The following is a 13,603-nucleotide window of genomic DNA, read 5'->3' on the forward strand; positions in this document are numbered from 1 at the left end:
GATTACCGCTCAATAACCGGCTGCGCGACGGGTCGTCGGCAAGCGTGCGAAAACTGGAAAACGGCGGACGCACGGCCCCATTCCGCGGAGCGAAAGGGCGTCCGGCGGATGAGTCCGATGGGGGTTGGGTTCGACGCGACCTAGACCGGGCCGATGGTCCGGATGCCGGTTGTCGCTCGACCGCCCCTGCCGGTCTGTCCGACTGCCGCCGAGTATGTCCCGGCGACTGGATTGCTGCCTGTATGCGCAGCGAGGATAGCGAAACGGCCTCGTCGCGAAACCCCACTTCGGTCGCGAAATAAAATCCTCGAACAATTCGCTGACGGGCGCGATGTCCGGGCTACGTCCGTGAATGTGCCGTGAAATCCAAGCACTCGGGTATCCCGGCCGAAGCGCCGGGCAGCCCGGGGCTGCGGCCCCCGGCTGCCGATTCAGCCACTTCAGCCGCCACCACCGCCGCCGCCGTGAATACCGCCGCGGGTCAGCGCGGCTGGGTCGAGCAGGCGCCGCAGCTGTTTTTCCGGCAGGCCGGTCGCGGCCATCGCCACCTCCAGCACCGGACGTCCTTCCTTGTAGGCCTGCTTGGCGATCGCCGCGGCCTTTTCGTAACCGATGATCGGGTTGAGCGCAGTGACCAGGATCGGGTTGCGGTCCAGGGCTTCGCGCACATGCGCCTGCCGCACCTTCAAGCCGGCGATGCTGCTGTCGGCGAGCAGGCGCATGGCGTTGCCGAGCAGGCGGATCGAATCGAGCAGGTCGTGGGCGATCAGCGGCAGCATCACATTGAGCTGGAAGTTGCCGCTCTGCCCGGCCACGGTGATGGCCGCGTGGTGGCCGATGACCTGGGCGCAGACCATCGCCAGGGCTTCGGGAATCACCGGATTGACCTTGCCCGGCATGATCGAGCTGCCCGGCTGCAATGCCGGCAGTTCGATCTCGCCCAGGCCCGCGAGCGGCCCGGAGTTCATCCAGCGCAGGTCGTTGCCGATCTTCATCAGCGCCACCGCCAGCGCATTGAGTTGCCCCGACAGCTCGACCGCGTCGTCCTGCGCCGCCAGGCCCTCGAACTTGTCGGCGGCCGACTCGAACTTGCTGCCGGTCGCGGCCGACAAGGCCTTGGCCATGGCCTTGCCGAAGCGCGGATCGGCATTGATGCCGGTGCCGATCGCGGTGCCGCCGATCGGCAAGCGGCGCAACCGTTTCAGGCTGTCCTCGATGCGCGCCTGCGCCGAGCTCAACTGCGCCGCCCAGGCACCGAATTCCTGGCCGAAGGTCAGTGGCATCGCATCCATCAGATGGGTGCGGCCGGTCTTGGTGACCTTGGCCAGTTCCTTGGCACGCGCCTCGATGGTCTTGCGCAGGTGCTTGAGCGCCGGCAGCAAGGATTCGGTCACCGCCAGCTGCGCCGACACCCGGATCGCGGTCGGGATGACGTCGTTCGAACTCTGGCCGAGATTGACGTGGTCGTTGGGGTGGATCGCATGCTTGCCGGCACGCGTGGCCAGGGTCGCGATGACCTCGTTGGCGTTCATGTTGCTCGAAGTGCCCGAGCCGGTCTGGTAGACGTCGATCGGGAAGTGTGCGTCGTGGCGGCCTTCGGCGACTTCGGCCGCGGCGGCGCGGATCGCCGCCGCCGGCCCCTTGTCGAGCAGGCCGAAACCGGCATTGACCTCGGCCGCCGCGCCCTTGACCAGGGCCAGCGCGCGGATGAACTCGCGCGGCATCGGCACACCGGAGATCGGGAAGTTCTGCACCGCACGCTGGGTCTGCGCGCCCCACAGGGCTTCGGCGGGCACGCTGAGCTCGCCCATGCTGTCGTGTTCGAGGCGGAAGCCCGCAGCGGGCTTGCCCGTCGCGCCCTTGCCTTCGCGCTTGGGCGCGGTCTTGCTTGCGGTCTTGCTTTTGTTCTTGGCGGAAGTCGCCATGGCCAGCTCCATCGATTCAAGGGGGACGCGAGGCGCCGCTGCGTATCGCGGATGCTGCGAGGATACGCCCGGCGGATCATGGGAGCTGGCGCGTGCAGCGGCTGGCGGGCGCCATCATGGCGACGACCGCGGCGGGCGTCGAGAGCGCCGCCGCGAACCGCCAAATCCGGCTCTATCGGGGCGTCCTGTCGGGCGTCTCGGAGGCGGCATGGGGGCCCGGAGCGACCCGGGGCGGCGTGGCTGTAGAATGGCGGACTGTTTACTGCCCTGCGCGTGCCATGTCTGCCGACCCCAAGACCACCCTGCTCGCCCTGTCCCCGCTCGATGGCCGCTATGCCGGCAAGGTCGACGCGCTGCGGCCGATCTTTTCCGAGTTCGGCCTGATCAAGGCCCGCGTCAAGGTCGAGGTGGAATGGCTGCTGGCGCTGGCGAACGAGCCCGGCATCGTCGAACTCAAGCCGTTCTCGGAAGCCGCCGCCGCCCGCCTGCGCAAGCTCGCCGACGAGCTGTCGATCGAAGACGCGGCACGCGTCAAAGAGATCGAGCGCACCACCAACCACGACGTCAAGGCGGTCGAGTACCTGATCAAGGAACGCCTCAAGGACGACGCCGAGCTCGGCCCGGCCCTGGAATTCGTGCACTTCGCCTGCACCAGCGAGGACATCAACAACCTCAGCTACGCGCTGATGCTCAACGAGGCCCGCCAGCACGTGCTGCTGCCGCGCCTGGACGAGCTGATCCAGAAGCTGCGCAGCATGGCGCACGACTACGCCGCCCTGCCGATGCTGTCGCGCACCCACGGCCAGACCGCCTCGCCGACCACGGTCGGCAAGGAAATCGCCAACGTGGTCGCGCGCCTGCAGCGCCAGGGCGAGACCCTGGCCGGCGCGCAGATGCCGGGCAAGATCAACGGCGCGGTCGGCAACTACAACGCCCACGTCTCGGCCTATCCGGACATCGACTGGCCGGCCTTCGCCCAGCGCTTCGTCGCCTCGCTGGGCCTGGACTGGCAGCCCTACACCACCCAGATCGAACCGCACGACGGCATCGCCGAAGTCTGCGACGCGCAGCGCCGCATCGACACGGTCTGCATCGACCTGTGCCGCGACGTCTGGGGCTATATCTCGCTGGGTTACTTCAAGCAGTCGGTCAAGGCCGGCGAAGTCGGCAGCTCGACCATGCCGCACAAGGTCAATCCGATCGACTTCGAGAACGCCGAAGGCAACTTCGGCATCGCCAACGCCCTGTTCGAGCATTTCGCCGCCAAGCTGCCGATCAGCCGCTGGCAGCGCGACCTGACCGACTCGACCGTGCTGCGCGCGCTCGGCACCGCCTTTGGCCACGCCCTGATCGGCCTGGACGCGCTGCTGCGCGGCCTGGGCAAGCTCAGCGCCAACCCCGAGCGCCTCGCCGCCGACCTCGATGCGTCCTGGGAAGTGTTGGCCGAAGCCGTGCAGACGGTGATGCGCCGTCACGGCCTGCCGAATCCTTACGAGCAACTCAAGGCCCTGACCCGCGGCCACGGCATCAACGAAGCCTCGATGCGCGAGTTCATCGCCTCGCTGGAGCTTCCGGCCGAGGACAAACAGCGCCTGTTGGCGATGACCCCGGGCAGCTACACCGGCCTGGCCGAGAAGCTCGCGCGCGAGATCTGATGCGCTGACGGCGACGCGATCGCAGAAGTCGCTGTGGGTAGGAGCGGCGCAAGCCGCGACCGCGCGATTTCAGATTGCGTCGCCGCAATCATGCGGCGACGCGGTCGCGACTTGCGTCGCTCCTACCCCAAGAGCTACGCCGCTGCTCTTGTAGGAGCGGCGCGAGCCGCGACCGCGGGATTGCATGTGCCGGCGCGGCGATCATGACGCGACGCGGTCGCGACTTGCGTCGCTCCTACTCCAAAAACCACACCGCAGCTCTTGTAGGAGCGGCGTCAGCCGCGACCGCGGGATTGCATGTGCCGGCGCGGCGATCATGACGCGACGCGGTCGCGACTCGCGTCGCTCCTACCCCAAAAGCCAAGCGATGCGTCGCTTCCGTGTAGGAGCGGCGCGAGCCGCGACTGCGGGATTGCATGTGCCGGCGTGGCCATCAGGAAGCGACGCGGTCGCGACTTACGTCGCTCCTACAGGGAGGCCGTCGCAATCGACATCGCGCGGTTCCACTGCACGACGCGATCGAACATAGTGAGCGCCCCTTCGCTTCCGTTCGGATCCGCCGATGTTTTTGCGTGACGGCCTGCTGGCCGCTTCTCTGATCTGCGTCTTGGCCTCCTGCGCGTCGACGCCCGCGCCCAACTCCACCGGTGCGGCCGTCGCGCCGTGCGCGGCCGATCCCGACTGGCACCAGCCTACCCAGCCGCGCCGCATCCACGGCAATACCTGGTACGTCGGCACCTGCGGGCTCAGCGCCGTCTTGATCACCTCCGACCAGGGCCATGTGCTGGTCGACGGCGCCACCGAGAAAGCCGCGCCGCAGATAGAAGCCAATATCCGCAAACTCGGTTTCGATCCGCGCCAGATCCGCTATCTGCTCAATTCGCACGAGCACAACGACCACGCCGGTGGCCTCGCTTATCTGCAGCGCGTCACCGGCGCGACCGTGGTCGCACGCACGCCGGCCATCGCCGCGCTGGAAACCGGCAAGAGCGACCGCGGCGATCCGCAGTTCCTGAGCGTGTCGCCGTTCCCGCCAGTGACCGCGGTGCGCGCCATCGGCGACGGCGACACCCTCAGCCTCGGCCCGATCGCGCTGACCGCGCATGCCACGCCCGGCCACACGCCGGGCGGCACCAGTTGGAGCTGGCGCGCCTGCGACGACGCCGGCGATTGCCGCGCTATCGCCTATGCCGACAGCCTCACTCCCTTCACCGACGACGTATACCGCTACAGCGACGAAACCGCGCACCCCGGCGTAGTCGCCGCGTTCCGCCGCAGCATCGAGACCGTCGCCGCGCTGCCCTGCGACATCCTGGTGACCCCGCATCCCAATGCCAGCAACCTGCTCGCGCGACTGGACGCGTCCGAAACCACGCCGTCGGGCACTTCCAACGATTGCCGCGCCTACGCCGCGACCGGCGCCGGCAAGCTCGAAGAACGCCTGGCCAAGGAACGCGCATCGGCGCCTTGAACCCGGGCCTGCTTGCGGGCCGCGCCGGCAACGGCATGGCCCGCATCGCCACGCGGCCTTAGCGCGGGAGCGCGCAAGATCGATGGCTATCGCCCGCGGAGCCGCCCGATGAAACAACTGATCAACATCGACGTACCGCACCTCGACGAGGCCACCGCGTTCTACACCGAAGCCTTCGGTCTGCGGGTCGGCCGCCGCTTCGGCGACCAGGTGGTCGAGTTGCTCGGCGGCGAAGCGCCGATCTATCTGCTGCTCAAGACCGAAGGCAGCCAGGCCGCGGGCCATGACGTGCGGGTGTATTCGCGCCACTGGACGCCGGTGCATTGCGACGTGGTCGTCGACGACGCCGAAGCCGCATTGGCCCGTGCGGTCGCCGCCGGGGCCATCCAGGAAGACCGCATCCGCAGCACCCGTTGGGGCCGCATCGTGCAGATCGCCGATCCGTTCGGCCACGGCTGGTGCCTGCTGCAGTTCGTCGGCCGCGGTTACGACGAGATCGCGGACCCGACCTGAGTCGCGACGCCCCCAGGGCCAACTCCGAACCTGCGATCGGTTGGCCCCGGGGCGAACCGTAGGTCCAAGTCGGGTCCCCCAGGGCGGACGGCAGCCCTAATCCGGGTCCCCGGGCGAACGGCAGCCCTAAATCCGGGTCCCCGGGCGGACCCTAGGCTAGGGTCCGCCCGGATGGCGGAGCGGCGCAGCTTGTGGCGAGATTCGTGGCAGCCGTCACAGCCCGGATTACGGTCATGTCCTTCGTCACCGATTTCGTCCAAAGCGTCTCCCGTGTCGTCGAACAGGTCCTGCAGCAGGAACCGCCGCCTCCGCCGCCGGCGCAGACTCCCGAGCAGATCGAAGCGCGGGTCAATGCCGCGACCTGGAGCCCGGAGCAACGCGAGCTGCTGACCCAGGGCTATACCCAGGCGCAGCAGGATCGGGACGGCGCGCTGTGGCAGCAGACCGAAGCGCTGGAAACGCTGTACCACGACCGTGAAGTGCTGGCCCTGAGCCGCTCGCTCGGCGCCGACGACGAAGTGCCCGCAGGCTGGCATCGCGCCAGCGAGGCCGAGTTGGAGCTGTACGGGCTGACCCCGCAGCAACTGCATCCCGAAGGCTCCGGCTTCAATGCCGAGCTGTTCATCCCCGACCCCGCGGTGTTCGGCCCGGATGCCGCGCCGGTGCTGCAGTTCGAAGGCGCCGACTTCGCCGACCTGGAGGACGTCAACGCCGACGTCGCCCAGGCGCTCGGCAACGACGAGGCCTATTACAACCAGGCCATCGACATCGCCAGCTCGGTCGCCGAACACGGCGGCGACAACGTGATCTTCAGCGGCCACTCGCTCGGCGGCGGTCTCGCCACCGCCGCGGCGCTGGTCACCGGCAACCGGGGCATCGTCTCCAACCCGGCCGGGGTGAATCCGGCCACGGTCGAAGCGGCGTTGGCCGAGCGCGGCCTCAGCTTCGAGCAGGCCGACGGCAACATCACCACGTATGCCGTCGACGGCGACCTGCTGACCGAATTGCAGGCCGCGACCTCGGGCTTGTCCGACGACAACGCCGCCGGCTTCGCCGCCATTCTCAACGGCGTCGGCCTGGCCGCGAACCGCCTGCAGGACGATGTGGTGTTGCCGACCAACGCCACCGCCGACAGCGTGTTGAACCTGCCCGATGCGGTCGGCCGCCGCGTCACCCTCGACGCCACCGACGACAACGGCGAAGCGCGCCCCGAGATCGTCTCGCTCGACGACACCATCGACGGCATCAACGCCGCGTCCGACCAGTTGCCGATCGGCGAACTCGGCGACATCGCCGAGACCGTAGGCGACGGCGGCGGCCTGTTCGGCGACATCGTCGGCGGCTTCACCGACCTGGTCGACAGCGGCACCGAATTCATCGACGAGCATCTGCCCGGCCCGGCCGGTGCGATCCTCGGCGCGTTCGGCGACGGCGTGGAGACTCTTGGCGACGGCATCGAATCGCTCGGCGACCTGGTCGAGCAAGGCGGCGATCTCGCCGCCGACGCGACCGACGCCATCGAGACCGGCGTGGCCACCGCGATCGAGGCCGGGCTGGAGCCCGATACCATCCCCAGCGTGCTGGAAATGGTCGACCGGCATAGCTTCGGCGTGTTCGACGACTCCATGGCCAGCCACATCGACAGCGAGGAAGCGGCCTTGCGCGAACAGCTCGACGCTTGAACCCGGGCCGATGAGCCTTGCCGAGCCGGGCTCACGCCGGAGGATCGCCACAATGGCCATACTGCCGACATGACCCGCGCGCCCTTCCCCGAAGGCGGTTCGCGCCTTCACTGGGCGCCTTCGGTCCTGTTGGCGCTGTGCGCCTGCAGCGACTCCGCACCGATGCCCGCCGTCGCATCCACACCTTCTGCCGAGCCCGTCGTCGCCATGGCCCCCAACTTGCAGATCGAGCAACATTTCAACGGTCCCGAACTCGAACTCGCGCAGGCGGCCGCCGCCGGCCGCGGCGACGAGGTGCAGCGGCTGGTCAAGCAAGCCCATGCCGACGCCAATGCGGTGTCCCCGGGCGGCCTGCCGCTGTTGGCCTGGCCGGTGCTGCATGGCAACGCCGCCGGCGTCGCCGCCCTGATCGAGGCCGGCGCCGACCCCAACCGCGCCGTGCCCGCCGTCGGCACGGTCATGGTGTGGGCGGCCAAAGCCGAATCGCCGGAGGTGTTGCGCGCCTTCCTCGAACGCGGCGGCCGCGCCGACGCCAGCGATCTCGACCGGCAACCTCTGACCCGGATCGCCGCCCTCGCCGGGCAGTGGGACAACGTCAAGCTGCTGATCGAGCACGGCGCCGACATCGATGCCCAGGCCCACGGCGACAGCGGCGACACCTTGCTGACGTATTACTCGCGCGGCCAGTTCGACAAGACCCATTGGCTGCTCGAACGCGGCGCCGACCCCACTCACCGCCTCGAAAGCGCGGCCAAGCCCGAGCGCATCGGCGCCCAGACCGTGGTCGAGAACGTCTACTGGTGGCCGGTCGACGGCGGCAAATTCCCGCAGCTCGCGCAATGGCAGCAGCGCTGCCAGCAACTGCTCGCCGCACGCGGCCTGACCCTGCCGCGCGAGCCGGCGCATCTGCAGCGCCTGCGCCTGGCCCAAGGCGCGGGCGACGCCGTGTCCGTCGTCGATCTGAAAGCCGACATCGAGCACCGGGAAAGCGAATTGAAAGACGCGTCGACGCCGCGCTGACTTCGGCCGGCGCGACGACGCCAAGCGCGACGCCCCTGGCGTAGACTTCGCGCCCATGAAATCGCCTCTCATCGAAGTCGACGCCGCTCGACGCCCGCCGCTCGGCATGCCACCGGCCGTGTTCCTGCGCGACTACTGGCAGAAACGCCCGCTGCTGATCCGCAACGCCTTTCCCGGCCTGCAATCGCCGATCCAACCCGAAGACCTGGCCGGCCTGGCCTGCGAAGAAGGCGTGCTGGCGCGGCTGATCCAGCACGATCGCGCGAGCGATCGTTATTCGCTGCGGCATGGGCCGTTCGAGGAGTCCGAATTCCCCGGCATGCCGCACCAGGACTGGACGCTGTTGGTCCAGGACGTGGACAAGTGGGACGCCGACGTCGCCGCGCTGCTGCCGGCCTTCGATTTCCTGCCGCGCTGGCGCATCGACGACATCATGGTCTCGTTCGCCGCGCCCGGCGGCTCGGTCGGCGCCCATGTCGACCAGTACGACGTGTTCCTGCTGCAGGCCCAGGGCCATCGGCGCTGGCAGATCGACGCCCGCCCCGGCGCGCCGCAGGATTTCCGCCCGGACGCCGAGCTGAAGCTGCTGCGCGAGTTCGAGCCGAGCCACGACTGGGTGCTCGGCCCCGGCGACATGCTGTACCTGCCGCCCGGTGTGCCGCACCACGGAGTCGCCGAGGATGCCTGCCTGACCTTCTCGGTCGGCATGCGCGCGCCGTCGGCGGCCGAGCTGATGGGCGACTTCATCGACACCCTGGCCGCCGAAGCCGACGAGAGCCTGCGCTACCACGACCCCGACCTGAGCCCGCCGGCCGATCCCAACGAGATCGACGCCGCGGCGATGGGCCGGGTGGTCGAGGCCTTGAACGTCTTGCGCATGAACGACCCCGACCGCCTCGGCGACTGGTTCGGCCGCTTCATCACCGTCTACCGCGCCGCCGGCGAAGTCTCGTCCGGCCATGAAGACCCGCGCTCTCGCATCGAGATCGAATGGGACCTCGAGCGCGGCGCCAGCCTGTGGCGCCACCCGTGGTCGCGCATGGCCTGGCGCAAGGCCCATGCGCAGCCGGCCAGACAGACCAAGGCGCAGGGCGCGCTGGCCCGGCTCTACGTCAGCGGCCAGGAATTCGCCCTGCCCGCCGGCGACGCCCAGGCCATCTCGGCCGCCGCCGAAATCGACGCCGCCGTGTATTCGGCGCTGTCAGAAGCCGGCCGCGATTGCGTCCAGGAACTCATCGCCGCCGGCCATTACCGCCTCGGCCTCGACGACGAGGACGGCGGAGAAGAGGAATGAGCACCGGGTTCCGGGTCGTCGCCGTCGCCGACTACGCCGCTGCCTTGGCGGCGCTGCGCTCGGTCCGCGAGGCGGTGTTCGTGCAGGAACAACAGGTCCCGGCCGAGATCGAACTCGACCCGCACGACCCGTTGTGCCAGCACGTGCTGGCCCTGGATGCCGAAGAACGCCCGATCGGCACCGGCCGGCTAACCCCGGACGGGCGCATCGGCCGCATGGCCGTGCTCGCCGGCTGGCGCGGCCGCGGCGTCGGCGAGGCCCTGCTCGATGCCCTGATCGAACGCGCCCGCCAACTCGGCTGGCGCGAGCTGTCCCTGCACGCCCAGGCCTCGGCGATCGGTTTCTATGCCCGCCGCGGCTTCCTGCCGTTCGGCGAGCGCTTCGTCGAGGCCGGCATCGACCACCAGTCGATGCGCCTGTTGCTCGACGCCGCCAACCCGGTCGAAACCCGCGCTGCCGCCCTCGCCGCCCTGGCCGGAGTCGTCGCCAACGCCCGCCGCGGCCTGTCGATCTACAGCCGCGACCTCGACCCGGGCCTGCTCGACCGGCCCGAGGTGGTCGCCGCGCTGCGCCGGCTCGCCACCTCCGGCGGCGCAATCCGGGTGTTGCTGCACGACCCGGGCGCGCCGCAACGCGCGCTCGCCCCCTTGATCGGGCTGAGCCAGCGCCTGTCGAGCGTGTTCGAGTTCCGCGCCATCGAAGAGCCGGTCGACCTGAAATACCCTTCGGCCTATGTGGTCAACGACCGCGACGGCTGGTACTACCGCCCGCTCGGCCACCGCTACGACGGCGAGACCCGGCTCGACGGCGGCGCACGCGCACGCCAGCTGCGCGCGCATTTCGACCCGGTCTGGGAGCGCGCCCGCCCCTGCAGCGAGTACCGCGCGCTCGGAATCTGAGGCTCGGGTAAACCGCCTTCGGCCACGCTCGGCGCCGGCCCGCGGCCCGCTTGCGACCGGCCCTGTTGCGCCCAAGCGGCATTGCCGGAACGGTCCGTATCCGCTCCGGCATCGGATATCGAACAAAATCGGCCGCTTAGACATAAGTAGTTATGCCGCTGGCCTTAACACTACCGCTATAATTCCGGGCCTTGTCCGCGCGCCCCTGGCGTATGCGCGACCCCAATCCGCCCACCTAGAGTTTCCCGATAGCCATCGTGGACAGTCTCCTGAAGCAGTTCTCGCAATCCTCGCAACTCGGCGCCAACGCCGCCTTCATCGAAGACCTGTACGAGCAGTACCTGGTCGACCCCGAAAGCGTCGGGGGCAAATGGAAAGCCTATTTCGACGGGTTCAAGGGCCGCGAAGCCGGGGACATCCCGCATTCGGCCGCCATCGAAAGCATCGCCGCCGCCAGCCGCGCCGCCTCCCGGGGCGTCGTAACGGCCGCCGCGGGCGGTTCCCAGGCCAGCGACGAGCGCGAGCGCTCGGTCGGCAAGGTGATCACCGCCTACCGTTCGCGCGGCCACCTCGCCGCCAACATCGATCCGCTGGGCCTGCTCGAGAAGCCGGAAGCGCCGGACCTGGCGCTGGGCTTCCACCGCCTGTCCGAGAGCGACCTGTCGGGCGAGTTCAGCACCGGCGGCGTCGCCGGTAAGGAACGCATGAAGCTCGGCGACCTGCTCGCCCTGCTCAAGGCCACCTACACCGGCCCGATCGGCGCGGAGTTCATGCACATCGCCGACGCCGAACAGCGCCGCTGGATGTACGAACGCCTGGAAGGCGCCGGCGGCAAGTTCGCCCGCAGCGCCGACGACAAGAAGCGCATCCTCGAGCGGCTGACCGCGGCCGACGGCCTGGAACGCTACCTCGGCACCAAGTACGTCGGCCAGAAGCGCTTCTCGCTGGAAGGCGGCGACGCGCTGATCCCGCTGATGGACGTGACCATCCGCCGCGCCGGCGAACAGGGCGTGCAGGACGTGGTGATCGGCATGGCCCACCGCGGCCGCCTCAACGTCCTGGTCAACACCCTCGGCAAGCCGCCGCGCAAGCTGTTCGACGAGTTCGAAGGCAAGTTCGACCACGACGAGCACGCCCACACCGGCGACGTGAAGTACCACATGGGCTTCAGCGCCGACGTCGCCACCCCGGGCGGCCCGGTCCACCTGGCGCTGGCGTTCAACCCCTCGCACCTGGAAATCGTCAACCCGGTGGTCGCCGGCAGCGTGCGTTCGCGCCAGACCCGCCGCGGCGAGAACGGTCGTGCGCAGGTGTTGCCGGTGCTGCTGCACGGCGACGCCGCGTTCGCCGGCCAGGGCGTCGGCATGGAACTGTTCCAGATGTCGCAGGCGCGCGGTTTCGCGGTCGGCGGCACGGTCCACATCGTCATCAACAACCAGGTCGGCTTCACCACCAGCGAGCGCCAGGACGCGCGTTCCACGCTGTACTGCACCGACGTGGCCAAGATGGTCGGCGCGCCGATCCTGCACGTGAACGGCGACGACCCGGAAGCGGTGGTGTTCTGCGCCGAGCTGGCGCTGGACTTCCGTCAGCGCTTCGGCCGCGACGTGGTCATCGACCTGGTCTGTTACCGCCGCCACGGCCATAACGAGGCCGACGAGCCGGCGGCGACCCAGCCGCTGATGTACCAGGTGATCCGCAAGCACAAGACCCCGCGCGAGCTGTACGCCGACCGCCTCGTTTCCGAAGGCGTGCTCAAGGCCGAAGACGCGCAGGCGCTGGTCGACAATTACCGCGACAAGCTCGACCAGGGCGCGGTCACCACCGAGCTGGTCGAGGTCAAGCCGGACGAGTTCACCATCGACTGGTCCAAGTACCTGTCTGGCAAGCTCAGCGACCCGGTCGACACCAAGTTCGAGCGCAGCAAGCTCGACGCGCTGGCCACCCAGATCAACGCGGTCGCCGATAACGTCAAGCTGCACCCGCGCGTGGCCAAGATCTACGAAGACCGCCGCAAGATGGCCGCCGGCGAGCTCGGCGGCGACTGGGGCTTCGCCGAGAATCTGGCCTACGCCACCCTGCTCAGCGAAGGCTACAAGCTGCGCCTGGTCGGCCAGGACAGCGGCCGCGGCACCTTCTTCCACCGCCACGCGATCCTGCACGAGCAGAGCACCGACGCCTACGTCATGCCGCTGCGCGAGCTGGTGCGCACGCCGTCGGACATGACCATCATCGACTCGCTGCTCAGCGAAGAAGCGGTGATGGCGTTCGAGTACGGCTATTCGACCGCCGATCCCATGACCCTGGACATCTGGGAAGCCCAGTTCGGCGACTTCGCCAACGGCGCCCAGGTGGTGATCGACCAGTTCCTGTCGTCGGGCGAAGCCAAGTGGGGCCGTCTGTGCGGCCTGGCGCTGTTCCTGCCGCACGGCTACGAAGGCCAGGGGCCCGAGCACAGCTCGGCGCGCCTGGAACGCTTCCTGCAGCTGTGCGCGCTCGAGAACATGCTGGTCTGCGCGCCGACCACGCCGGCACAGGCGTATCACATGATCCGCCGGCAGATGCGCATGAGCACGCGCAAGCCGCTGGTGGTGATGACGCCCAAGTCGCTGCTGCGCCACAAGCTCGCGGTCTCGACCCTGGACGAACTGGCCAACGGCGAGTTCCAGCACCTGATCCCCGACGCCCAGGCCAACGTCAAGAAGGTCAAGCGCGTCGTGCTGTGCTCGGGCAAGGTCTATTACGACCTGTTCGAGCAGGCGCAGAAGGACGGTCTGGACGACGTCGCCCTGCTGCGCATCGAACAGCTGTACCCGTTCCCGCGCGAATTGCTGGCGGCCGAACTCAAGCGTTACAGCGCGGCCAAGGACGTGGTGTGGTGCCAGGAAGAGCCGCAGAACCAGGGCGCTTGGTACCAGATCCGCCACCACCTGTCCGCCTGCCTGGCGCCGAAGCAGAGCCTGCACTACGCCGGCCGCGCGCGTTCGCCGTCGCCGGCGGCCGGCCACCTGGCCGACCACGTCGCCGAGCAGACCAAGCTGGTCGCCGACGCGCTGGTCAATTCGCTGCAAGGCGAGTCCAGCGCTGAATAAGCGCTGGCCTGCCGACCCTACATCCAAGAACGACACACACCCTTTCAAGCAC

9 protein-coding genes are annotated in these 13,603 nt (G+C 68.9%); 8 read left to right on the plus strand and 1 reads right to left on the minus strand.

From position 1 onward, the window contains the following. Positions 1 to 440 precede the first annotated feature (440 nt). Entirely contained in the window at positions 441 to 1,925 is a 1,485-nt protein-coding gene (locus LC490_RS18060; RefSeq protein ID WP_223621087.1) for a class II fumarate hydratase, read from the minus strand. A 278-nt stretch (positions 1,926 to 2,203) separates the two neighbouring features. Between LC490_RS18060 and purB the strand changes: the two genes are divergently transcribed. The 8 genes from purB to LC490_RS18100 all read left to right on the plus strand — a co-directional run bounded on the left by purB (position 2,204) and on the right by LC490_RS18100 (position 13,551). Next, the gene (gene purB, locus LC490_RS18065; RefSeq protein WP_031372983.1) at positions 2,204 to 3,580 is read left to right on the plus strand and encodes an adenylosuccinate lyase; all 1,377 of its coding nucleotides are present in this window, start codon (positions 2,204 to 2,206) and stop codon (positions 3,578 to 3,580) included. A 562-nt stretch (positions 3,581 to 4,142) separates the two neighbouring features. Continuing rightward, positions 4,143 to 5,051 (plus strand): subclass B3 metallo-beta-lactamase, encoded by a 909-nt coding sequence (gene bla / locus LC490_RS18070; RefSeq protein ID WP_223621088.1) that lies wholly within the window; start codon positions 4,143 to 4,145, stop codon positions 5,049 to 5,051. A 108-nt stretch (positions 5,052 to 5,159) separates the two neighbouring features. Next, positions 5,160 to 5,564 (plus strand): VOC family protein, encoded by a 405-nt coding sequence (locus tag LC490_RS18075; protein ID WP_031372985.1) that lies wholly within the window; start codon positions 5,160 to 5,162, stop codon positions 5,562 to 5,564. Positions 5,565 to 5,797: 233 nt separating this feature from the next. Then, the gene (locus tag LC490_RS18080) at positions 5,798 to 7,246 is read left to right on the plus strand and encodes a hypothetical protein (protein ID WP_223621089.1); all 1,449 of its coding nucleotides are present in this window, start codon (positions 5,798 to 5,800) and stop codon (positions 7,244 to 7,246) included. A gap of 207 nt (positions 7,247 to 7,453) precedes the next feature. Then, positions 7,454 to 8,266, plus strand: coding sequence for an ankyrin repeat domain-containing protein (locus LC490_RS18085; RefSeq protein ID WP_223621090.1), 813 nt, complete (start codon positions 7,454 to 7,456; stop codon positions 8,264 to 8,266). Positions 8,267 to 8,321: 55 nt separating this feature from the next. Further along, positions 8,322 to 9,560 (plus strand): cupin domain-containing protein, encoded by a 1,239-nt coding sequence (locus LC490_RS18090; RefSeq protein WP_223621091.1) that lies wholly within the window; start codon positions 8,322 to 8,324, stop codon positions 9,558 to 9,560. Then, positions 9,557 to 10,459 (plus strand): GNAT family N-acetyltransferase, encoded by a 903-nt coding sequence (locus LC490_RS18095; protein WP_031372989.1) that lies wholly within the window; start codon positions 9,557 to 9,559, stop codon positions 10,457 to 10,459. The genes LC490_RS18090 and LC490_RS18095 overlap by 4 nt, the downstream gene beginning before the upstream one ends. Before the next feature lie 257 nt (positions 10,460 to 10,716). After that, a complete protein-coding gene (locus LC490_RS18100) occupies positions 10,717 to 13,551 on the plus strand; it encodes a 2-oxoglutarate dehydrogenase E1 component (RefSeq protein ID WP_223621092.1) in 2,835 nt (944 codons plus the stop codon). Positions 13,552 to 13,603: the final 52 nt, after the last annotated feature.

Origin of the sequence: Lysobacter sp. ESA13C (assembly GCF_019970005.1) — a bacterium.
GTDB lineage: Bacteria > Pseudomonadota > Gammaproteobacteria > Xanthomonadales > Xanthomonadaceae > Lysobacter > Lysobacter antibioticus_B.

What these genes read in the sequence shown, in the direction of transcription:
- LC490_RS18060 (WP_223621087.1), bottom strand. Translation starts at nt 1,925, where the DNA reads ATGGCGACTTCCGCCAAGAACAAAAGCAAGACCGCAAGCAAGACCGCG.
- purB (WP_031372983.1), top strand. Translation starts at nt 2,204, where the DNA reads ATGTCTGCCGACCCCAAGACCACCCTGCTCGCCCTGTCCCCGCTCGAT.
- bla (WP_223621088.1), top strand. Translation starts at nt 4,143, where the DNA reads ATGTTTTTGCGTGACGGCCTGCTGGCCGCTTCTCTGATCTGCGTCTTG.
- LC490_RS18075 (WP_031372985.1), top strand. Translation starts at nt 5,160, where the DNA reads ATGAAACAACTGATCAACATCGACGTACCGCACCTCGACGAGGCCACC.
- LC490_RS18080 (WP_223621089.1), top strand. Translation starts at nt 5,798, where the DNA reads ATGTCCTTCGTCACCGATTTCGTCCAAAGCGTCTCCCGTGTCGTCGAA.
- LC490_RS18085 (WP_223621090.1), top strand. Translation starts at nt 7,454, where the DNA reads ATGGCCCCCAACTTGCAGATCGAGCAACATTTCAACGGTCCCGAACTC.
- LC490_RS18090 (WP_223621091.1), top strand. Translation starts at nt 8,322, where the DNA reads ATGAAATCGCCTCTCATCGAAGTCGACGCCGCTCGACGCCCGCCGCTC.
- LC490_RS18095 (WP_031372989.1), top strand. Translation starts at nt 9,557, where the DNA reads ATGAGCACCGGGTTCCGGGTCGTCGCCGTCGCCGACTACGCCGCTGCC.